Genomic DNA, 19,651 nt, shown 5'->3' with positions numbered 1-19,651 from the left:
TCAGCCGCCGACCAGCCTCGGATAGAACAGGGTTTCCTCGGCGGTCGGATCAAGCGCGCGGACCAACTTCGCCTCTCCGGTCGCTTGCCGGATTGCGGCGGTGTAGCCATCCGACGTGAGCTGGGTGAAGCGAGCATTCGCCCAGGCCAACTGCTCACTGTTGTCGGGATCGAACTGCTGCCGCGTGTCGCCGGAGTGATCCATCACCAAGATCGTTGCCATCATCGTCTCCCTTGAAGGACATTCACAACTGCATCAGACAATCGGCACGGCCGTCGTCGGCCTGCCGCCCATCCACTCCGGCACCGCGGCGCCGTCGCGGTGACGGCCGCCCGCGCCGGCCGCGGCCCACGCAGCGACCGCACCGAACAGCAGTGCCGCCGCAACCGAGAACGCCAAAATCACTGCGCTGCGCCGCGACCCCTGGATGGCGGTCCTGGCATCGCCCATCACGCTGTCGACGCGCTTCTCCGCCTCCGCAGCAGGCAGACCGGTCGCGGCCGCGACCTGCTGGATCAGATAGCTGCGATCGTCGGCGCTGACGCCGCTGCGGCCGGAACTCGTCAGCAGGATGCGGCCCGCCTCCGCCCGCTCATAGCCGATATCGATATTGGTCGGACGCCGCAGCGACCGGTACAGGCGGTCGAGCTCGGCGCTCAGCAACGGCTCCGCGGCCGTCGCAGATGGCCGGTTCTGAACCACCGGCCGCGCGGTTGACAGGCCAACCAGCGCGACGATCGTAGCACCGAGGATGACGGCGAGCGCCCAGGCGGTCAGGCCGTGAAGCCCGTCGCGGCTGTCGATCTCGTCGGATGGCGTCGCGCCGATCACGCGCTGGGCCCGGCCGGCGATGTAGCCGCCGACGCCGAAGCTCACCAATGCCTGCAGGATCAGATACAGCCCCGACAGCAACGCGAGCGCGGCTGATGCGTCGCGCCATGACGGCGAGCTTGAACTGACACCCAACCCGACCGCCGCGCCGAAGCCGATCAGGATCACCGACAGCGCCGCCGCAGCCAGCGCGCCGGCGATGACCGGACTCCATTGCAGCCGAAGCCCGATCCTGTTGGCGGCGGACACGGCAAGCCCTCGCTCGTTATCCATGACGCGCCTACCGCAGCCCGAAGAACGACAATATCGCCAAAATGACCACGATCAGTCCGACCAGATAAATCAACTGGTTCATGAAAACCTCCTCCGTCCTTCCCGTCCTGACAATCTGGTGGAGAAGCCAAGGTTCCTACGCGGACGAACCGGCGCGATGCGGCAGGCCAATAAAAAGGGCCCCGCCGAAGCGAGGCCCTCATTGGTCGTCGCGATCTGCTGATCGCGACGTGCGACCAACACCGTTAGTCGTCGTCCCAGTCATGACCACGGATCACGAAGCCGCGGTCGCGGTAGTAGTCGCGATGATGCTTGTACCAGCCGTGGTGCCAGCCCCGGTCATGCCGGTATACGTCGACGCGCGGACCACCATAATATCGATCACCGTAGTACCCGTGGTCCCTGCCGACATAGATGCCCACACCCTGCGCGCTCGCAACGGTCGGTGCCGCTATCGAGAGTGCCGCAACCGCGGCAAGAGCGTAAGTAAGCTTCGTCATGGCAGCCTCCTTTCTAGTACGCCGTGATAACGACTGGCGTCCGCGCATGTTGCAGGAACAGGATCGGAACTTTCCTGAACGTTCCTTCACCATCATGGCGGCTGGACGTGACCGGCGCACGAGATCGAGGAGCCCTCGACGCTCTACTCGATCGCGTGGCTCCACTCTCTGTTCGACACAAGTGACCCCAGCTCAGGGATGGAGAGCTGGGGTCTTAGCGGGGTTCTCCTGGTTGCGCTGACGGCCGGTCGGCGCGTCAGCTCGCGAGAGCATGCGCGCCGCAATCAGTTCCGGCACTAACGTCTGCAAATGTGCGACGCACAATCGTGCCGTTGCGATTGCCCGATCGGACCGCTTAGCGCCACATGCTCGGGGCGGTGCGCAACGCGGCCTGGCCTGCGATGCGCAGCTCATCGATTGACGAGCGTCCCTCGCGGATGGCTTGCAGCAATCCAGAGGCGACGTTGGTCCGCTTCGTCGTATCCGAGCGCGGCACGCCTCCGCAGACCTCGTCGAGCACCGCGCGAAGCACTGCCGCCGTCTCTCCATCGAGCATGATTGCCTCCCTGCCCTCGTGGATCGAACCGCATCGTAGCGCGACACCGCGCGAGAGGCGTTCAAGTATGTTTACAGCCGTATCCAAATCTTGCGCGGCCGACCGTTGCGCTGTCTTCGTCGTGACAAATCACTGTCACGTTCAGATCGTCAGTACGCTCTGCAAAATGACACGCGCCTGCATCAGCATCAGTCTCGCTGCGACATTTCAAGGATCGCATCAGCGAACGCCTGCGGCGCCTCGCGCACCAGCCGCGCCGGCATCCGTCGCGATTTCACGGGAGCAGCATAGAGCCGCCTTGCCGCGTCTCAGCCGCGCCGCTTGGTGTGCAGATAGTCGGCCGAAAACAGCGCCGTGTCCTTGAGCAGCTTCAGGTCGTTGATCGTCAGCATGCGGTCGCGCAGCACGATCAGGCCGGCGCCGCGCAGCTCCTGCAGCGTCCTGTTGACATGGACCACCGACAGGCCGGTGGCATCGGCGAGATCCATCTGCGTGACCGGGAACAGGCAGGAATCGCCGTCGATCATTCCAACCGGCAGCAGGCGCTCATGGAGTTCGCACAACAAGTGTGCGACCCGCTCCAGCGCCACGCGCCGTCCGATATTGACCGTCCATTCCCGCTGGATCGCGCTGTTCACCATGGTTTCGCACCACAGCGCTTCCTCCAGCGAACGGTCGCTCGCCAGCAGCTGCTCGAACGCCGGACGCTTGATGTCGGCATAGGTGACGGGGGTCAGTGCGCCGATCGAATGATCCATCACCGACAGCAGATAAACGCAGGCGTCGCAGCTGTCGCCCGGCAGGATGAAATTGACGATCTGGCGGCGGCCGTCCGGCAGCGTCTTGTAGCGGCAGAGCCAGCCCGACAGGATGATCCTGACGCTCTCGACCGGATCGCCCTCGGTCGCGAGGTCTTCGCCCGGGCGGGCGCGGTGCAGCCCGTCCTGGATCGCCTGTTGCAGCAACGCGATCCCGCGTTCGGACAATTGGCGCAGGGCATTGAGCCGCCGGATCACCGGCTGCGCCAGATTTCCCTCGAGGATCGGGGGATGCATCTAGCTCCCCATGCTCGGCGTATGGATGGCTTGCGGTTTCATCGGTATGGCGATCGTGCAGTGCAGTCCCGACGGATTGAACTCAAGCGTGCTCTTGCCCTTGAACTCGAACGCCAGCGTCCGCTCCAGGAGATCGGATCCAAATCCCCTGCGGCTCGGCGGCGTCACTTCAGGCCCGTTGCGCTCGCGCCAGTCGAACACCAGTTGCCGTGGCTCGGCGGCGTCATCGACCCGCCATGAGACGTCGATGCGCCCGGCGCGTTGGCTCAGCGCGCCATATTTCAAGGCGTTGGTTGCGAGCTCGTGGATCGCCAGCGCGAAGGTCTCCGCGGCCTTGGGTTGCAGGCGGATCCCGGGGCCGGACACTCTCAGTTGCTCGCCTTCCCGCGCGTTGTACGCCAGCAATTCCTCGACCACGAGGTATTCGAGGTCGACCCCGCCTTCCGGATCGCGGGTCACCAGCGACTGGGTCCGCGCGAAGGCGTTGAGCCGGCCGTCGAGATGCGACGCATAGTCCTCGACGTTCGCGCTTGTCTCGGCCGAGCGGCGCGCGATCGAGCGGACCACGCCGAGCGTGTTGCGGACGCGATGCTGCAGCTCGGCGAGCAGCAGCCGCTGCCGTTCCTCGGCCCGCGTGATTGCGGTGACGTCGATGAAGGTGATCACGACGCCGGCGATGAAATTATCGATGCTGCGGTACGGCAGGATGCGCACGATATAGCGCGTGCCGCTGTCGGGCGCGGTCAGCTCGCGCTCGGCGCTGGCCAGCGTCCGCAGCACGCGCCGCACATCGTCGTAGAGCTCCTCGATCGGAATCCGCGCCTTGATATGCGCGATCGGGCGGCCGACATCGGTCTCGACCAGATGCAGCAAATGCGTGATCGCCGGCGTGAAGTTCATCACCTTCAGATCGTTGTCCAGGAACACGGTCGCGATCTGGGTGCTCTCGAGGAAATTCTTCAGGTCACTGGTGGCGCGGGTCAATTCCTGCACGCGGTGCGCCAGCTCGCCATTGACGGTGGTCAGCTCCTCATTGACCGACTGCAATTCCTCGCGCGAGGTCTCCAGTTCCTCGTTGGCGGATTGCAGCTCCTCGTTGAGCGACTGATATTCCTCGTTGGAGGATTTCAATTCCTCGTTGGTGCTTTCGAGCTCCTCGATCGTGGCTTGCAGCCGCTCGCGGGTGGCGCGCAGCTCGCTTTCCAGCCGCTCGACATGCTCGGTCCTGACCAGAATGTTGGGATTGGTCTCGGCCTGCTCCGCCTGCCGGATCGGGCCATCCTTGAACAAGACGACGAAGTTGCGATGGCCGGCGGGACCGTCCTGGATCGGCTCGACCGTGATATCGACCAGCACGCGATGCCCGTTGACGCCGAGCTGCACCTGCTCGGCTTGCGCGGCCTCGTTGGTTTCCGCGGCACGGCTGAGCGCGGTGCGCAGCTCCAGCCTGAGATCGCGATGCACGAGCTGCAGCAGATCGAGCGTCGCAGTGCCTGCGGTCGGTTCGATATAGCGGCCGGTGCGGCCGGAGAAATGCAGGATGTGAAAGTGGTCGTCGGTGATCACATAGGCCGGCGCATAGCGCTCGGCGATGCGCTGGGCGCGGCGCTCGAGGCCGACATCGTGGCCAACGGAGCGCACCGGCGGCACGTCGATCGCGGCCCGCCCGGTCGCCGTCGTGATCGGAAATTCCGGCGGCAGCCGCGTTCCGGTCTCGAGTTTCTTGAAGATGCGCGCGCGCCGGTCGACCGGCGCGAACAGCTTCGGATGCCGGGTGACGTTCTCGGAATTGCCGAGAAACAGGAACCGGTCCGGCAGCAGCGCGAAATGGAACAGCGGGATGACGCGGTTCTGCAGCTCGGCATTGAGGTAGATCAGGAGGTTGCGGCACGAGATCAGGTCGAGCTTGGAGAACGGCGCGTCCTTGATGACGTTGTGCTGCGAGAAGATGCACATCTCGCGCAGCTCCTTGACGACGCAGTAAGTGTCGCCTTCGCGCACGAACCAGCGCGCCAGCCGCTCCGGCGTCATGTCAGTCTCGATGCTGGTGCGATAGCGCCCGACCCGCGCGGCGGCGAGCGCGCGCCCGTCGATGTCGGTCGCGAAGATCTGCACCTGCGGCACCGAGTCGAGACCGGCCATATGCTCGCGCAGCAGGATGCCGATCGAATAGGCCTCTTCGCCGGTCGCGCAGCCGAGCACCCAGACACGCACCTGCCGGCCGGCGCCCTTCCCTTCGAATATCTTCGGGATGACCTGGGTTTCCAGGACATCGAACTCCTTCTTGTCGCGGAAGAATTCCGTGACGCCGATCAGGAGGTCGTTGAACAGATGTTGCGCCTCGTCCTTGTCGTTTCTCAGGAAATCGACATAGGCGGAAATATCGTCGATCTGCACCACCTGCATCCGGCGCTGGACGCGGCGCAGGAAGGTGTTCTGCTTGTAGCCGTGGAAATCGTTGCCGGTCTTGTTGCGAAGGATATCCGCAATGCGCGCAAGCGAGGTTGCAGCCGCGGCCAGCACCTCGTCGAAGCCCTGTTTCTCCTCGAGCCGGCGCAAGTGGCGGGCATAGACATCGATATGCTCCGGGATGTCCTCCGGCGGCAGCACAAAATCGGCGATCGCCGCGGCCGAACTGCCTTCGTCGTGGGGGTTGGACTGACCGCCGCCAATGCGTTCGGCGATCGCCAGGCCGCCATGATCCTTCAAGGTCCCGACCCCGAGCGTGCCGTCGCCACCCGTGCCGGCCAGCACCACGCCGATCGATTCCTCGGCGCGCTCCTCCGCCAGCGACACCAGGAAGCTGTCGATGGTGGCCCGCTCGGCGCGCGCCTGCTCGGCGCGCCGGACGGCGAACCGGTCGCCATGAACGGTGGTGATCATGTCGGACGGACACAGATGGATCACGCCGCCCTCGACGCGCTGTCCGTCACTGATCTCGGACAGTCGGGCACCTTCCGATCGCTGCAACGCTTCGCGCAACCGGGTGTCCTCGATGGCATCCCGGTACTGCAACACGAGCACGACGGCCTGGTCCGGATTGAGCCTCAGTTTCGAGAAGAACCGCTCGATGCTATCGAGGGCGCCGGCGGACGCGCCCACACCTACGATCAGCGGCGCCTTGGACTGGCGCCCTTCGTCTCCGCTCTCGGGTTGGCCAACGTCATCCATGATTGCAGCGGCTCTCACTTTCCTGCGGGCGTCACGCCTGCGTCTGCTGATAGCAGAGTTTAGTCCTATCCCGATGGGATGAGTAGGGAATCTCCACCTCCCCGGGAACCTTGATGCGGGCGCCAAGGCAGCTGCGGCGGGAACGAGTGGTTGGCGCCTCGGCGGAAAATGACCTCCGGCGTCGGCGATTTCCGCGGCAGGCCAACCGCATGCTCGAACGCGGACCCGTGCTCTTCCCGAGCGCTAATGGGATGCGACCTGCTCCTCCAGGTAGGCGACCCGCTGCTCAATCAGGGTCCGGTGTCGTTCCCACTCGATCAGGGTCCGCTTGAGCAGACTGATGAGACGTTCGGCCTGCTCGGTGTCGTGACCGGCCCGCTGGAGCCAATCCAGCAAATCCTGCTGGTTACGGACGCGCTGCCAGCCCTCCTCGATGTCGATGTCGGCCTTGGACAGCAGCTCGCGCTCGGACCGCAACTGTTCGGCCCAGTTCGCATGCTCGGCGCTGACCATCACGGTTCCTTCCGGACCGGTCGCTTCGGATCGAGTGATTGTAGCACGACACGCCGGATCATATCGGCATATTCGCGGTATTCAGCGGCGCGCGCGTCGTACATTTGTGCGATCGCCGGGCGCCCGCTCTGGCGGCCGTCCTCGGCCATCCGGTGCACCAGTTCGGCGCGCTCCTCGATGATGCGTAGCGCGACCCGAAGCGCTTCGTCGACCCGGCCTTCCTGCTCCTTGGCGAGGGCATCGGCGGTATAGGCGTGGCCGACCTGGCAGCGAAATCGCAGCGGACGCCCGACCTTGAGCTCGGAAAGGACGCCGCCGCACCCCGGACAGGTCAGCGGCGCGGGATCGGCAATATCGACCAGCGTATCGCTGCCGATGCGCTCGCCTGCCGCGATCTTCACCTCCAGCACGATCTCGGGCGGGATCGGCAGCACCGCGCCGGCCCGTTCCCGGGCCAGTTCGGACAGCACATCGCCAAGCTGTGCGCCCGAGATACAGAGATCGACCGTGGTCGCTTCCAATGCCCGGAGCGGCATTTCGTCGGACATCGCATCCTGCGGGTCCTGAACCAGCGCGACCCCACCGCAGCGCTTGATCGCGTTCAGGCCTGCCGCGCCGTCGGACAGCAGGCCGCTGAGCACGACGCCGATCACCCGCGGTCCGTAGTGCAGTGCGGCCGAGCGAAATAGCGCGTCGATCGCCGGCCGCACCAGATTTTCGCGCGGCCCGCGGCCGAGCATCAGGTGGCCGTTCTGGATCAGGAGATGGCGGTCCGGCGCCGCCAGATAGACGTGACCATTCTCGATGACCATGCCGCTTTCCGCCTGCCGGACCGGCAGCTTGCCGGCCGCGCTCGCCACGGTGGAGAGAATGCCGATGCCGTGAGACGGTATGTGCAACACGATGAAGACCGCGGCCGGCAAGTCCGTCGGCAGCCGGCCCAGAATCTCCTTCAACGGCGCAGTCGCCCCGGCCGAACCGCCGATGACGATGATGTCCCGATTGGACATGGAACCCGCCTTTTTCTAACATTGTTTGCAACAAGGCGAGCATTCGTCCTATGTTCCAATTTTGCGATGATATCACGCCGGGCGCGGCCGGAATTGAAATGTCCGAATTTGCACATTTGCGCGAACCCCCACTCCTGACAGGACGGCGCGTCCTGATCGTCGAAGACGAATATTTCCTTGCCGACGACATGCGCAGCGCGCTGCGCGCGCTTGGTGCCGATATCGCCGGGCCGGCCGGCGACATCGACGATGCGCTTCGCATCCTGCAGGACGGCGGCGTGATCGATGGTGCGGTGCTCGATGTGAACATCCGCAAGCAGATGATCTATCCGGTCGCGCGCGAGCTCCAGGCGCGCGGCGTACCGATCGTGTTCACCTCGGGATACGACAAGATCGTGCTCGGCACCGAGTTCGCGGACGTCCCGCTCTGGGAGAAGCCGTTCGACCATCGCGCCATGGCGCAAGGGCTCGCCGGCATGATCCTGCGCGGCGATCTTATGAAGCAGATTGATCCGCAGGCTTGAGCACCTGTCTCAACGACGCTGCCGCGCACGAATAGTCCGCTCGAGCATTTGCAAATGTTAGTGCGGAGATCTGCGGAGAGCCTCACGATGCTCCAGTGAGGATATCGGACGGGGGTGCGTCATGACCGAGATCGAAAGACGTATCGAGCAGCTTGAGCAGACGGCCGCAGAACGCACGCTGATCGCCGACCTCTCAACCGTCACGGAAACCCGCATCCGTAACGCCCAATTGGCCGACGAGTTGCGCCTCGCCGTCGCGCAGCTCAGGACCTTGAAGCCGGGTGGCGTTCATATTGTCTGATTGTCCCGGCCCGCGATCTCCGGCGAACCGGCAGCGTGATGCATCCTCCCGGCGCATCGTCCTCAGGAAGCACAGCGATGCCGCACGATTCAACGGATCGGATCGCGGAATGCCGGCAACTGGCCGACGAAGCCGACCGCATGGCCTCGACATCCAGCGTCGAAACGACGCGCAAGGATTACGAATTGCTGGCGCGATCCTGGCGACGATTGGCGCTGAGCTACGAACTCTCTATGCATCTCGAACGCTTCATCAAAGCCCGCTAGTCGGCCGACCGGCCGATCGAGACATTGCCCATGCCCGCCCCCACCAGCGAAAGCCTACTTGCTGTTGTCGCGGTGAGCCTTGATCTCCATCCGCGCGCTCGCGGAGTTACGCACCGATTGCCGCAGCTCCGCGAGCTGATCGTCTCGCTGATCGGCGAGCGACTTCTTTTGTGCGCGCAAAGTGTGACTTTCTTCGATGGCAAGCTGAGCGCGAGCGAACAGGGGGTCGATCATCGACGAAACATGTCACTCGATCGCCGCGTCCGCCCTGTCATGGGATAAGTCTGGGGCAGGCTTGCCCAGCAGGCGGTACGACCAACGGATCAGTTCATGAGACTTCGAAAATTGTTCGAGCGTGCGTGCGTGGCCTGCATCCATGCGCCGTTTCATGGCCTGATAGTTGGCGAACTGGTCCCCGTAATCGCCATCCCGCATGGTTCCGCCTCCGCAAGCTGCGAAAGCTCAACGCAAGTCAGGATTTCAGGTTCCCGTACTGACTTTCCTCTTGCGGAAAGGGTTCCTGCGTTTTGCGGCCCAGAAACGTGCTGGCGGGGCTTTCGGCGAGGAGTTTGCGTGCGTGGCCGACGACCCGGATGGTCCGCTCGGCGTCGTCGAGATCATGGAAATTGGCAAGGCGATAGATGCGCCGCTCGTTGGGCATAGGCGCGCTCCCCGGTTATGCAGGCGGGAGCACAGATCGGTCTCTCAGCCACCGACGCCTACGGGCAGAGCCTCGGCCGGTGATGACAAGACAATAAACCTCGGCCAGGAAAGTTGCCAACAAGGTGCCGTGCAGGGAACCACAGCGCAATACATGCGGTGTCGTCTCTGCGAAAGCAAGGACCCATTGCCGCCGACGTCAGTTGGCTTGCTTCGCTGGAGCCACAGCCTGTTTCAACAACGCAGCCCTGTGGTTATGGGTCCCTGGTTTCGCAGGGACGACGTGTGGAAAGAGCAGCGAGCGCTCGCGGAGGCCAGGATCCATAACCACCGCTGCGCATCGCGGCGCGCTCACTGATCTGCGTTCAGCTCGCCAGCTATTCAGCGAAGCTCATCTGCTTGCACAGTATCCCGAGAGCTTCCGCACACCCGCGCGGCTTGGTCACCACGGGGAGATGCGCATACTTGTCGGGCAGCGTGCTGGCGTCGTAGCCGGTGTACAGGGTGACCGGTGTTCCCATCTCAAGCAGGGCATCGATCAACTTGTAGGACGAGGTTCCATTGACGTTGACGTCGATCAGCGCGCCAGAGGCCGCGGAAGCATGCGGGCGGGCTTCATCGATCGAAGCAAACGGGCCGACGACGTGATAGCCGGCCTGTCGTGCCAGCGTGGCACAGTCATCGGCAATGAAATATTCGTCTTCCACGATCAAGATCGTACGCATAGCAGCACCTCTGCCAGTTGCGCGGATGATCGAGGTGTTAACGTTGTTCCGCCGGTTGGGTTTCCCAAGGCGCGTCGTTCCGCCCACCTTCAGGACAGCGGCCATGACCTATTTCAACCAGCGGGGAATTTCGATGCCAAGGTGGGGTTGGTCCCGTTTTCCAGGCACGCGCCGTCAGCTACCGGCCACCAGCAACCCAAGGTACAGCCAGAGCACAATTGTCACTGTAATCGTTGCGGCGAAAAAGTAGCGGTCGATGAGATTCATCAACTGCACCTTCGGCTGACTATGGCGGATATCGAATCGCGGTCGAAACATCAGTCGCTGCCGCTTGTCATCTCTCTGCCCGGTTCCGGCATTTACATATGAGTGATCGGTGATCCCGCCCGGAGATGCCTTGCTTGCCGATGTCGAAGAACACACCAGTCGCCCTCACCGCTAGGCTGTGCGGGTGCGCCGCTCCAGGACGGCAAACGAGGGAACGAGGATCGGCGCCTGCGGTTGGAGCCAACGAACGCAATGCATCAGCCAAGAACCGCAGCCCAGAACCGCCGCCGCTATCGCGGCCCGACGTCCCGCCCGGCCTCGCCATCAGTCGAGCACGATCATCACCGGACGGATCAACCTGTAGCTGTTGTCATAGTTTTGGGGAGGAGTTGGCTCCATGAAAGCAACGATCGAACAAAGAACGACCGCCGGCAATCTCGACCTGCTCGACCGCTACTGGCGCGCCGCCAATTACCTTTCGGTCGGCCAGATCTATCTTCTCGACAATCCGCTGCTCAGCGAGCCGCTGCGCAAGGAACACATCAAGCCCCGCCTGCTCGGCCATTGGGGCACCACGCCGGGCCTGAATTTCGTCTATGCCCATCTCAACCGTGTCATTCGCGCGCGCGATCTGAACGTCATCTACATTTGCGGTCCCGGGCACGGCGGTCCGGGCATGGTGGCGAACACTTATCTCGAAGGCACCTATAGCGAGATCTATCCCGATGTCGGCCGAGACACCGACGGTCTGCGCAAACTGTTCCGGCAGTTTTCCTTCCCCGGCGGCATTCCAAGCCACGCGGCACCGGAAACGCCCGGCTCCATTCATGAGGGTGGCGAACTCGGCTATTCGCTGGTCCACGCCTATGGCGCGGCGTTCGACAATCCGGATCTGATCGTGGCCTGCGTCGTCGGCGATGGCGAGGCGGAAACCGGTCCGCTGGCTGCATCGTGGCACTCGAACAAGTTCTTGAATCCCGCGCGCGACGGCGCGGTACTCCCGATCCTGCATCTCAACGGCTACAAGATCGCCAATCCGACGGTGCTCGGGCGGATGGGCGACGAGGAAATCCGCAACCTGTTTCGCGGCTACGGACATGAGCCGCTTTTCGTCGAGGGCGACGATCCGATGCCGATGCATCGCGCCATGGCCGCTGCCCTGGATGAGGCGCTTGCAGCCATTCACAAGATCCAAACCGAGGCGCGCGGCGGCAAACGATCGGAGCGGCCGCGCTGGCCGATGATCGTGCTGCGCAGTCCAAAGGGTTGGACCGGTCCGAAGGAGGTCGACGGGCTCAAAGTCGAGGGCTTTTGGCGCGCGCACCAGGTGCCGATCGCGCAAGTCCGCGACAACCCAGCGCATCTGAAGCTGCTTGAAGACTGGATGCGCAGCTACCATCCCGAGGATCTGTTCGACAAGGATGGTGCGCTGATCCCGGAGCTCCAGGCCCTGGCCCTGACCGCGAACCGCCGGATGGGCGCCAATCCGCACGCCAACGGCGGCCTTCTGAAACGCGAGCTCCGGCTGCCGGACTACCGCGCATTTGCCGTCGAGGTAAAGCAGCCAGGTCAGGCGATCGCCGCAGCGACCCACGAGCTTGGAAAATATCTGCGCGATGTCCTCAAGCTGAATGCCGATGCCGGCAATTTCCGCATCATGGGCCCCGACGAAACCGCCTCGAACCGGCTGGATGCCGTATTCGATGCCACAGACCGGGTCTGGATGGAGCCGACCGAGCCGTATGATGTCCATCTCGCTCAAGACGGCCGCGTCATGGAAGTCCTCAGCGAGCACCTCTGCCAGGGCTGGCTGGAGGGCTATCTATTGACCGGACGCCACGGCTTGTTCTCCTGCTATGAAGCGTTCATCCACATCGTGGATTCAATGTTCAACCAGCACGCAAAATGGCTGAAGGTCTCGCGCCAATTGTCGTGGCGGCGTCCGATCGCCTCGCTCAATTATCTGCTGACGTCGCATGTCTGGCGCCAGGATCACAACGGTTTCAGCCACCAGGATCCCGGCTTTGTCGATCTGGTCACCAACAAGAAAGCCGACATCGTCCGTGTCTATTTCCCGCCCGACGCCAACACGCTGCTGTGGGTCGCCGATCACTGCCTGCGGACCTACGATCGGATCAATGTCATCGTCGCCGGCAAACAACCGTCCGCGCAATGGCTTTCGATGCAGGACGCCGCCACCCATTGCGATGCCGGCATCGGCATCTGGACGTGGGCCGGAACCGAGGATGCCACAAGCGAGCCCGATGTCGTGATGGCTTGCGCGGGTGACGTCCCAACGCTGGAGACGCTCGCCGCCGTTGATCTGCTGCACAAGGCCCTCCCCGACCTCAAGATCCGCGTGGTCAACGTCGTCGACCTGATGACGCTGCAGCCGAGGCAACAGCACCCTCATGGCCTCAGCGACCGCGACTTCGACAGCCTGTTCACGCGCGATCGCCCCGTCATCTTCGCCTACCACGGCTACCCGTATCTCATCCATCGGCTCACCTATGGCCGGGCCAATCACCACAACATGCATGTGCGCGGCTTTGTAGAGGAAGGCACGACGACCACACCTTTCGACATGGTCGTTCTCAATGGGCTCGACCGCTATCATCTCGCAATCGAGGTGATCGAGCGCGTGCCGGGGCTCGCCGCCAAGGCCGCACAGATCAAGCAAGGATACCGGGATGCCCTGATCGCGCATGCGCGATATGTGCGCGAACATGGCGAGGACATGCCGGAGGTTCGAGACTGGGTCTGGCCGAACGGCACCGGCGGCGCCACACCTGCCAAATCCGGCGGTTGAGCCATGCCGACGTCCGATGCGGTTCTGGTCGTCAACTCCGGCTCGTCGAGCATCAAGTTCGGCGTTTTCGATGCGTCGCATGCCGATCCCGCGCTGATCTGCAAGGCACAGATCGACGAGCACGAGGGCGCGTCGCGCTTGGTCTTCACCGATCCGGCCGGCCGCGCGTCGTTCGCGTTGGAGCAAGCCGAACCAGATGCGTCGCCCGATCGGCTGTTCGCCGATGTCCTGGCACGGATCGAACATCATCTTGGCGGGCGGCTGCGTGCCGTCGGGCATCGCGTCGTACACGGCGGCCGCGAATTTCCGCGACCGGTCGAAGTCAATCGGACGGTGCTTGCCGTCCTCGACGCCCTCACCCCGCTGGCGCCGCTGCATCAGCCTCGCTGCCTGACGCCAATCCGGGCAATCAGCGCGATCCGGCCGGAACTGATGCAGGTCGCATGCTTCGACACGTCGTTCCATCATGGCCTCGCGCCGCCCGTCAATCGGCTTGCGATCCCGAGACATCTCGAACGCGCCGGCATTCGGCGCTACGGCTTTCACGGCCTCTCCTTTGAATATGTCGCAGGGCGCCTCGCCGACATCTCGCCGGAGTTTTCCTCGAAGCGCACCGTGGTGGCGCATCTCGGCAATGGCGCGAGCCTGTGCGCCATGCGCAACGGCCGGAGCATCGACACCACGATGGGTCTGACGCCTCTCGACGGCCTGGTCATGGGGACCCGTTGCGGCACGATCGATCCGGGCGTTCTGCTTTACCTCCAGCAGCAGAACGGCATGTCGGTCGGCGACCTTGAGCAGCTGCTTTATCACCAATCGGGGCTGCTCGGCGTTTCGGGCATCTCCTCCGACATGCGTGTTCTGCTCGCAAGCCAGGAGCCCGCCGCGAAGGAAGCGGTTGATCTCTTCACGTTCCGCATCGCGCAACAGGTCGCCGCGATGGCTGGCACGCTGGGTGGATTGGAATGCCTGGTGTTCACCGGCGGTATCGGCGAGCACGCGGGCGAAGTTCGCAGCCAGGTCTGCGAACGACTGCGATGGCTGGGTGTCCAGCTCGATCCATCCGCCAACGCCGCGGCACAGCTGCACATTGCTGGCGAGGACAGTTCGGTGGACGTGCTCGTCATGGCGACAAACGAGGAAGCAACGATCGCTCGCCACTGCGCAGCCTTGATCTCGGGAACCTAGGATCGAGAGGCGCGATTCACATAGGCAAATGCGGATGCCGGTGATGGGCGCATGGTGCGCGCTGCCTGCTCGGTCTCGACAACGGTGCAGGCGGATGACCCCAGCGTCGGCCCCAGGGCCCGCAAAGGTGCTGGGGTCGTCTCCGCACCGCAAAGGCCCTGACGCACCGGCCCGGCGTCAGGGCCTTCGCCATTCCGAAGCCTGGAAAGGCTCTTGAACGACACGCATCAGCGCCCCTTGAAGCGCGGCTTCCGCCGTCCGAGGAAGGCCGCGACGCCTTCCTTGTGATCCTCGGTCAGGCTCGCCAGCGCGAACTGGTCGAGGTCCATATGGCTGGCAAGATCGTCGAGCGCATGCGCGAGCCGGTTGACCGTCAGCTTGGTCATCGCGACCGAGATCGGCGGCTGGGCGGCGACCTTGGCCGCGAGCGCCATCGCGACGTCATATGACTTTCCAGGATCGGTCAGCTGCTCCACCAGGCCCCACTCGTAGGCCTCCTCGGCCGAGATCCGGTCGTCGGCCAGGATCACCGCCTGCTTGGTGCGCGCCGGTCCCATCAGATGCAGCATGCGCGGCACGCTCTGCCAGCTCATGTTCATGCCGAGCGCGATTTCCGGCACCCGCATATGCGCGTCGCGCGCCATGACGCGGAAATCCAGCGCGACCGCGAGTGCCACGCCGCCGCCGACGCAAAAGCCCTCGATCGCGCCGATCGTGACCTGCTCCATGTCCTGCCAGGCGCGCGTCAGCCGCGGCCCGAGCTTCAGGTGCCGGCGCAGCGTGCCCATATCCATGGTCTGGCGCGAACGTCCTTCGGCATCCTTGAGGTCGAAGCCGGCGCTGAACGATTTGGCGCCGCCGGTCAGCACCACTACCGAGGTCTCGCCATCGTCCTCGAAACTGCGCGCCGCGTCAGTCAGCTGCCGCAGCGCCTCCGGCGACAGCGCGTTGATACCGTCGCCGCGGTCGAACCGCACCACGGCGATGCGGCCCTCCGGCCCGAGGCCTTTCTCGATCGTCACATAGTCAACCACGCATACCTCCCCGCTCGCATTCTTGTGTACTGCCTGCCTCGACATAGCACGACGGTTTCGCCTATTCTGTGGGCATGAGCGAACATGATCATCACCACCACGATCACGACCATTCCGAACTGTCGGAGACCGAACTACGCGTCCGCGCGCTGGAATCGATCCTGACCGAGAAGGGCTATGTCGAGGCTGCCGCGCTCGACGCCATCGTGCAGGCCTATGAGACCAAGATCGGCCCGCATAACGGCGCCCGGGTCGTCGCCAAGGCCTGGAGCGATCCCCCCTTCAAGAAGGCGCTGCTCGAGGACGCCAGTAAAGCGGTCGGCACCCTCGGCCATGTGAGCCGGGTCGGCGACCATCTGGTCGCGATCGAGAACACGCCTGGCCGCCACAACATGGTCGTCTGCACATTGTGCTCCTGTTATCCTTGGGAAATGCTCGGGCTGCCGCCGGTCTGGTACAAGGCCTCGCCGTATCGCTCGCGCGCGGTCAAGGATCCGCGCGGCGTGCTCGCCGATTTCGGCGTCAGCCTGCCGAAGGAGACGGAAATCCGGGTCTGGGATTCGACCGCGGAAACGCGCTTCCTGGTGCTGCCGATGCGGCCCGAAGGCACCGAGGGCTGGAGCGAAGACCAGCTCGCCGAGCTGGTGACGCGCGATTCCATGATCGGCACCGGCTTTCCCAAAAAACCGGGAGCGCCGTCATGAACGGCGTCCACGACATGGGCGGCATGGACGGGTTCGGCAAGGTCGAGCCCGAGCCGAACGAGCCGATGTTCCATGAGGAATGGGAATCCCGGGTGCTCGCCATGGTCCGCGCAATGGGCGCGGCCGGCGCCTTCAACATCGACGCGTCGCGCTTCTATCGCGAGACCCTGCCCCCGCAGGTCTATCTGTCGAGCTCCTACTACAGGAAGTGGCTGCTCGGGCTGGAAGCCCTGCTGCTCGACAAGGGCTATATCTCCAAGGACGACGTCGCCGCCGGACATTCGGTCGCGCCGGCGAAATCGCTCAAGCACGGCAAGTTCTCGGTGGCCGACATCGAGCGCATCATGGTGCGCGGCAAGTTCGGCCGCGCCGCGCCGGGGCCTGCGAAATTCAAGGCCGGCGATCGGGTGCGTGCGAAGAATATCCATCCCGCCACGCACACGCGGCTGCCGCGCTACGTGCGCGGTCACGTCGGCGTGGTCGAGCGCGATCATGGCTGTCACGTGTTTCCCGATACGGTGGCCAACGACGCCGGCGAGCATCCGCAATGGCTGTACACCGTCGTATTCGACGGACGCGAGCTGTGGGGACCGGACTCCGATCCGACCATCAAGATCTCGATCGACGCGTTCGAGCCGTATCTGGAGGCCGTGTGATGGATGCAGGTGCCGCCGCACGCGCCACCAGCGCCGTGTCCAGCATTCCCCGCGACCAGGACGGCCCGGTATTCCGCGCCCCCTGGGAAGCGCAGGCGTTCGCCATGGCCTTGACGCTGCATGACCGCGGCGTGTTCACCTGGACCGAATGGGCGGCTGCGCTCGCCGACCAGATCAAGCGCGCGCAGGCCGCCGGCGATCCCGACACCGGCGAGACCTATTACCAGCACTGGCTTGCGACGCTCGAACATCTCGTGGCCGCCAAAGGCGTCACGACACCGGAGACGCTGCACCGCTACCGCGACGCCTGGGACCACGCCGCCGACCGCACCCCGCACGGCCAGCCGATCGTGCTGACGGCCGGGGATTTCGCGTAGCCTCGAATGCCATGATTACCTACATGCGCATGCGCGGGTGATGTCATCGCGTGGTGGGTCGCCTTGAATCGCGAACTCATCCTCATCGTCGTCCCGGCGAAGGCCGGGACCCATAACCCCAAATGCAAATTGTTACGCGATGCTGGAACGACGAGTCCCACCTACAACGCCTGCCGCGGCGTATGGGTCCCGGCCTTCGCCGGGACGACGACGGGGAGAGAACCGCGCGCACGGATTCCAGAGACGGGAGTGCTGGAGCCGAGAAGCCGCAGCATACCGGATCGCCCGGTCGGGTCGCCCTGCGAGATTTCTGGATAAGAGAAGAATACCGCTGAGTTGCCCGACGTGTCAAGTTGCGGTGTCGAACGCCGGCAGCCGCCGACTCCTTTGCATGGGGTTGTTTTCGATATTTTGGCCGCGCGCCCCTGCCGGGCCATCAGCCCACGGTTACGGGCCACCCTGCGCGACGTACTCCCGCCAGCCCTTGGCCCGCAGGCTGCAGGCCGGGCATTCGCCGCACCCATAGCCCCAATCGTGCTGCGCGCCGCGCTCGCCGAGATAGCAGGTGTGCGAGTGCTCGCGGATCAGGTCGACCAGCCCTGCTCCGCCGAGCTCGTGCGCGAGCCGCCAGGTCGCGGCCTTGTCGAGCCACATCAGTGGCGTGTGCAGCTCGAAATCCCTGGCCATGCCGAGATTGAGCGCGGACTGCAATGCCTTGATGGTCTCGTCGCGGCAATCCGGGTAGCCGGAATAGTCGGTCTCGCACATGCCGCCGATGATGTGGCGGATGCCGCGCCGATAGGCCAGCGCCCCCGCGAAGGTGAGGAACACGAGGTTGCGGCCGGGCACGAAGGTGTTCGGCAAGCCGTCCGCGCCCATTTCGATCGCGACGTCGCGGGTCAGCGCGGTGTCGGAAATCTCCGACAGCGTCGGAATATCAAGCGTGTGGCTGTCGCCGAGTTTCGCAGACCATTCCGGCCGGACCCGCCTGATCCCGGCCAGCAGCTGGTCCCGGCAATCGAGCTCGATCGCGTGGCGTTGGCCGTAGGTGAAGCCGAGCATCTCGACGCGGGCAAAGCGCGACAAGGCCCAGGCAAGGCAGGTGGTGGAATCCTGACCGCCGGAAAACAGCACCAGCGCGGTCTCGGAAGTGTTCTGATCGGTCATGGAACGCGATTTAGCACCTGACGGCGCTGTGGCCAATCCGTGGACAGCGTCGCGATTCCGGCGTGTTTTACTGGGATCGGGAGGGGTGTTTTGGCATAAAGCCAATACCTCTTTGATGCCGGTGCCCCATGACCCCATCCCGCGACATTTCCCGCCTGATCGAGATCATGGCTGCGCTGCGCACGCCGGTGACCGGCTGCCCATGGGACCTCGTGCAGAATTTCGAGACCATCGCGCCCTACACGATCGAGGAGGCCTATGAGGTTGCGGATGCGATCACGCGCGGCGATCTCGACGATTTGCGCGAGGAGCTCGGCGACCTGCTGTTGCAGGTGGTCTATCACGCCAGGATGGCCGAGGAGCAGAACGCGTTCGCGTTCGGCGATGTGGTCGAGGCGATCACCAGGAAGATGATCCGCCGTCACCCGCACGTCTTCGCCGACAAGGACGGCAGTATCCAGCCGGCCGGCGTCAAGAGCGCCTGGGAACGGATCAAGGCCGAGGAGAAGGCCGAGCGCGCCGCGCGGCGGCCGCCCGAAGAGACCGCGCACAAATCGCTGCTGGCGAGCGTGAAGGCGGGCCTGCCTGCCCTGACGCGCGCGATGGAGTTGCAGCGCAAGGCGTCCACCGTCGGCTTCGACTGGAACGACCCGCGCGCGGTGCTCGTCAAGATCCGCGAGGAGGCCGACGAGATCGAGGCCGCGCTCGACCGCAACGACAAGGCGGAGATCGCGGAGGAAACCGGCGACCTGATGTTCGCGCTGGTCAACCTCGCCCGCCACGTCGACGCCGATCCGGAAGCGGCGCTGCGCGCGACCAACGCCAAGTTCGAGCGGCGCTTTGCCTATATCGAGAAGGCGCTGGCGGCGAAGGGGCGTTCGCTCGATGGTGCGTCGCTGGAGGAGATGGACGCGTTGTGGAATGAAGCGAAGAGCGCAACCCTGGCTGTTGTCCCTGCGAAAGCAGGGACCCATACCGCGTGATCTAACGGTTCATCGAGACTGCCAGTCGCACGCAAACGTGGAACTGCGACCGGCTCAATCACGACGGCCTGTGGTTATGGG

General features: G+C 64.3%; 23 protein-coding genes. 9 read left to right on the top strand and 14 right to left on the bottom strand.

Features of this window, described 5'->3' with window-relative positions; genetic code table 11:
* From QA635_RS21980 to QA635_RS21945, 8 genes are all read right to left on the bottom strand, one after another.
* Positions 1-222: a hypothetical protein gene (locus QA635_RS21980; protein WP_050385371.1), complete on the bottom strand. Its 222-nt coding sequence runs from the start codon at positions 220-222 to the stop codon at positions 1-3.
* A gap of 33 nt (positions 223-255) precedes the next feature.
* On the bottom strand, positions 256-1,104 hold the full coding sequence (locus QA635_RS21975; protein ID WP_283061426.1) for a hypothetical protein: 849 nt from the start codon (positions 1,102-1,104) through the stop codon (positions 256-258).
* 245 nt (positions 1,105-1,349) lie between these two features.
* Positions 1,350-1,604, bottom strand: coding sequence for a hypothetical protein (locus QA635_RS21970; protein ID WP_283061425.1), 255 nt, complete (start codon positions 1,602-1,604; stop codon positions 1,350-1,352).
* A gap of 355 nt (positions 1,605-1,959) precedes the next feature.
* The gene (locus QA635_RS21965) at positions 1,960-2,160 is read right to left on the bottom strand and encodes a hypothetical protein (protein ID WP_028331978.1); all 201 of its coding nucleotides are present in this window, start codon (positions 2,158-2,160) and stop codon (positions 1,960-1,962) included.
* Between the two features lie 308 nt (positions 2,161-2,468).
* The gene (locus tag QA635_RS21960; protein WP_092084640.1) at positions 2,469-3,215 is read right to left on the bottom strand and encodes a Crp/Fnr family transcriptional regulator; all 747 of its coding nucleotides are present in this window, start codon (positions 3,213-3,215) and stop codon (positions 2,469-2,471) included.
* On the bottom strand, positions 3,216-6,386 hold the full coding sequence (locus QA635_RS21955; protein WP_283061424.1) for a CheR family methyltransferase: 3,171 nt from the start codon (positions 6,384-6,386) through the stop codon (positions 3,216-3,218).
* 243 nt (positions 6,387-6,629) lie between these two features.
* Complete coding sequence (locus QA635_RS21950) at positions 6,630-6,899, bottom strand: hypothetical protein (RefSeq protein WP_283061423.1); 270 nt, start codon at positions 6,897-6,899, stop codon at positions 6,630-6,632.
* Complete coding sequence (locus QA635_RS21945; RefSeq protein WP_283061421.1) at positions 6,899-7,909, bottom strand: chemotaxis protein CheB; 1,011 nt, start codon at positions 7,907-7,909, stop codon at positions 6,899-6,901. Before QA635_RS21945 ends, QA635_RS21950 begins: the two co-directional genes overlap by 1 nt.
* Before the next feature lie 98 nt (positions 7,910-8,007).
* On the opposite strand from QA635_RS21945, the gene QA635_RS21940 reads away from it, so the two are divergent.
* The 3 genes from QA635_RS21940 to QA635_RS21930 all read left to right on the top strand — a co-directional run bounded on the left by QA635_RS21940 (position 8,008) and on the right by QA635_RS21930 (position 9,000).
* Positions 8,008-8,433, top strand: coding sequence for a response regulator (locus QA635_RS21940; RefSeq protein WP_283061420.1), 426 nt, complete (start codon positions 8,008-8,010; stop codon positions 8,431-8,433).
* A gap of 121 nt (positions 8,434-8,554) precedes the next feature.
* A complete protein-coding gene (locus QA635_RS21935; RefSeq protein WP_283061419.1) occupies positions 8,555-8,734 on the top strand; it encodes a hypothetical protein in 180 nt (59 codons plus the stop codon).
* A gap of 77 nt (positions 8,735-8,811) precedes the next feature.
* A complete protein-coding gene (locus QA635_RS21930) occupies positions 8,812-9,000 on the top strand; it encodes a hypothetical protein (RefSeq protein WP_283061417.1) in 189 nt (62 codons plus the stop codon).
* A 54-nt stretch (positions 9,001-9,054) separates the two neighbouring features.
* Here QA635_RS21930 and QA635_RS21925 read toward each other — a convergent pair whose 3' ends face one another.
* The 4 genes from QA635_RS21925 to QA635_RS21910 all read right to left on the bottom strand — a co-directional run bounded on the left by QA635_RS21925 (position 9,055) and on the right by QA635_RS21910 (position 10,490).
* On the bottom strand, positions 9,055-9,234 hold the full coding sequence (locus tag QA635_RS21925; protein WP_283061416.1) for a hypothetical protein: 180 nt from the start codon (positions 9,232-9,234) through the stop codon (positions 9,055-9,057).
* Positions 9,235-9,246: 12 nt separating this feature from the next.
* A complete protein-coding gene (locus QA635_RS21920) occupies positions 9,247-9,435 on the bottom strand; it encodes a hypothetical protein (RefSeq protein WP_283061415.1) in 189 nt (62 codons plus the stop codon).
* Positions 9,436-9,472: 37 nt separating this feature from the next.
* Positions 9,473-9,661 (bottom strand): hypothetical protein, encoded by a 189-nt coding sequence (locus QA635_RS21915; RefSeq protein WP_283061414.1) that lies wholly within the window; start codon positions 9,659-9,661, stop codon positions 9,473-9,475.
* A 376-nt stretch (positions 9,662-10,037) separates the two neighbouring features.
* Positions 10,038-10,490, bottom strand: coding sequence for a response regulator (locus QA635_RS21910; protein WP_283061413.1), 453 nt, complete (start codon positions 10,488-10,490; stop codon positions 10,038-10,040).
* Positions 10,491-11,049: 559 nt separating this feature from the next.
* Here QA635_RS21910 and QA635_RS21905 point away from each other — a divergent pair.
* Entirely contained in the window at positions 11,050-13,461 is a 2,412-nt protein-coding gene (locus tag QA635_RS21905) for a phosphoketolase family protein (RefSeq protein ID WP_283061412.1), read from the top strand.
* Between the two features lie 3 nt (positions 13,462-13,464).
* On the top strand, positions 13,465-14,649 hold the full coding sequence (locus QA635_RS21900; RefSeq protein WP_283061411.1) for an acetate/propionate family kinase: 1,185 nt from the start codon (positions 13,465-13,467) through the stop codon (positions 14,647-14,649).
* A gap of 227 nt (positions 14,650-14,876) precedes the next feature.
* Here QA635_RS21900 and QA635_RS21895 read toward each other — a convergent pair whose 3' ends face one another.
* Complete coding sequence (locus QA635_RS21895) at positions 14,877-15,683, bottom strand: enoyl-CoA hydratase/isomerase family protein (RefSeq protein ID WP_283061410.1); 807 nt, start codon at positions 15,681-15,683, stop codon at positions 14,877-14,879.
* A 74-nt stretch (positions 15,684-15,757) separates the two neighbouring features.
* Here QA635_RS21895 and nthA point away from each other — a divergent pair, with 74 nt between their 5' ends.
* From nthA to QA635_RS21880, 3 genes are read left to right on the top strand one after another with little or no spacing between them, the layout of a single operon-like run.
* On the top strand, positions 15,758-16,387 hold the full coding sequence (gene nthA, locus QA635_RS21890) for a nitrile hydratase subunit alpha (protein WP_283061409.1): 630 nt from the start codon (positions 15,758-15,760) through the stop codon (positions 16,385-16,387).
* Complete coding sequence (gene nthB, locus QA635_RS21885; RefSeq protein ID WP_283061408.1) at positions 16,384-17,043, top strand: nitrile hydratase subunit beta; 660 nt, start codon at positions 16,384-16,386, stop codon at positions 17,041-17,043. Before nthA ends, nthB begins: the two co-directional genes overlap by 4 nt.
* Entirely contained in the window at positions 17,043-17,420 is a 378-nt protein-coding gene (locus tag QA635_RS21880) for a nitrile hydratase accessory protein (protein ID WP_283061407.1), read from the top strand. The genes nthB and QA635_RS21880 overlap by 1 nt, the downstream gene beginning before the upstream one ends.
* 447 nt (positions 17,421-17,867) lie before the next feature.
* On the opposite strand, the gene queC is transcribed toward QA635_RS21880, so the two are convergent.
* A complete protein-coding gene (queC, locus tag QA635_RS21875; protein ID WP_283061406.1) occupies positions 17,868-18,587 on the bottom strand; it encodes a 7-cyano-7-deazaguanine synthase QueC in 720 nt (239 codons plus the stop codon).
* A 128-nt stretch (positions 18,588-18,715) separates the two neighbouring features.
* Here queC and mazG point away from each other — a divergent pair, with 128 nt between their 5' ends.
* The gene (mazG, locus tag QA635_RS21870; RefSeq protein WP_283061405.1) at positions 18,716-19,570 is read left to right on the top strand and encodes a nucleoside triphosphate pyrophosphohydrolase; all 855 of its coding nucleotides are present in this window, start codon (positions 18,716-18,718) and stop codon (positions 19,568-19,570) included.
* Positions 19,571-19,651: the final 81 nt, after the last annotated feature.

Source organism: Bradyrhizobium brasilense (assembly GCF_029714345.1).
GTDB classification, from domain to species: Bacteria; Pseudomonadota; Alphaproteobacteria; order Rhizobiales; family Xanthobacteraceae; genus Bradyrhizobium; species Bradyrhizobium australafricanum.
This window is presented reverse-complemented; position numbering and strand designations above follow the sequence as displayed.

Coding starts and splice junctions, on each gene's coding strand:
- QA635_RS21925 (WP_283061416.1), bottom strand. CDS start 9,234: ATGATCGACCCCCTGTTCGCTCGCGCTCAGCTTGCCATCGAAGAAAGT.
- mazG (WP_283061405.1), top strand. CDS start 18,716: ATGACCCCATCCCGCGACATTTCCCGCCTGATCGAGATCATGGCTGCG.
- QA635_RS21915 (WP_283061414.1), bottom strand. CDS start 9,661: ATGCCCAACGAGCGGCGCATCTATCGCCTTGCCAATTTCCATGATCTC.
- QA635_RS21910 (WP_283061413.1), bottom strand. CDS start 10,490: ATGGCCGCTGTCCTGAAGGTGGGCGGAACGACGCGCCTTGGGAAACCC.
- QA635_RS21955 (WP_283061424.1), bottom strand. CDS start 6,386: ATGGATGACGTTGGCCAACCCGAGAGCGGAGACGAAGGGCGCCAGTCC.
- QA635_RS21940 (WP_283061420.1), top strand. CDS start 8,008: ATGTCCGAATTTGCACATTTGCGCGAACCCCCACTCCTGACAGGACGG.
- queC (WP_283061406.1), bottom strand. CDS start 18,587: ATGACCGATCAGAACACTTCCGAGACCGCGCTGGTGCTGTTTTCCGGC.
- QA635_RS21935 (WP_283061419.1), top strand. CDS start 8,555: ATGACCGAGATCGAAAGACGTATCGAGCAGCTTGAGCAGACGGCCGCA.
- QA635_RS21905 (WP_283061412.1), top strand. CDS start 11,050: ATGAAAGCAACGATCGAACAAAGAACGACCGCCGGCAATCTCGACCTG.
- QA635_RS21950 (WP_283061423.1), bottom strand. CDS start 6,899: ATGGTCAGCGCCGAGCATGCGAACTGGGCCGAACAGTTGCGGTCCGAG.
- QA635_RS21945 (WP_283061421.1), bottom strand. CDS start 7,909: ATGTCCAATCGGGACATCATCGTCATCGGCGGTTCGGCCGGGGCGACT.
- QA635_RS21930 (WP_283061417.1), top strand. CDS start 8,812: ATGCCGCACGATTCAACGGATCGGATCGCGGAATGCCGGCAACTGGCC.
- QA635_RS21975 (WP_283061426.1), bottom strand. CDS start 1,104: ATGGATAACGAGCGAGGGCTTGCCGTGTCCGCCGCCAACAGGATCGGG.
- QA635_RS21920 (WP_283061415.1), bottom strand. CDS start 9,435: ATGCGGGATGGCGATTACGGGGACCAGTTCGCCAACTATCAGGCCATG.
- QA635_RS21970 (WP_283061425.1), bottom strand. CDS start 1,604: ATGACGAAGCTTACTTACGCTCTTGCCGCGGTTGCGGCACTCTCGATA.
- QA635_RS21980 (WP_050385371.1), bottom strand. CDS start 222: ATGGCAACGATCTTGGTGATGGATCACTCCGGCGACACGCGGCAGCAG.
- QA635_RS21880 (WP_283061407.1), top strand. CDS start 17,043: ATGGATGCAGGTGCCGCCGCACGCGCCACCAGCGCCGTGTCCAGCATT.
- QA635_RS21900 (WP_283061411.1), top strand. CDS start 13,465: ATGCCGACGTCCGATGCGGTTCTGGTCGTCAACTCCGGCTCGTCGAGC.
- nthA (WP_283061409.1), top strand. CDS start 15,758: ATGAGCGAACATGATCATCACCACCACGATCACGACCATTCCGAACTG.
- nthB (WP_283061408.1), top strand. CDS start 16,384: ATGAACGGCGTCCACGACATGGGCGGCATGGACGGGTTCGGCAAGGTC.
- QA635_RS21965 (WP_028331978.1), bottom strand. CDS start 2,160: ATGCTCGATGGAGAGACGGCGGCAGTGCTTCGCGCGGTGCTCGACGAG.
- QA635_RS21960 (WP_092084640.1), bottom strand. CDS start 3,215: ATGCATCCCCCGATCCTCGAGGGAAATCTGGCGCAGCCGGTGATCCGG.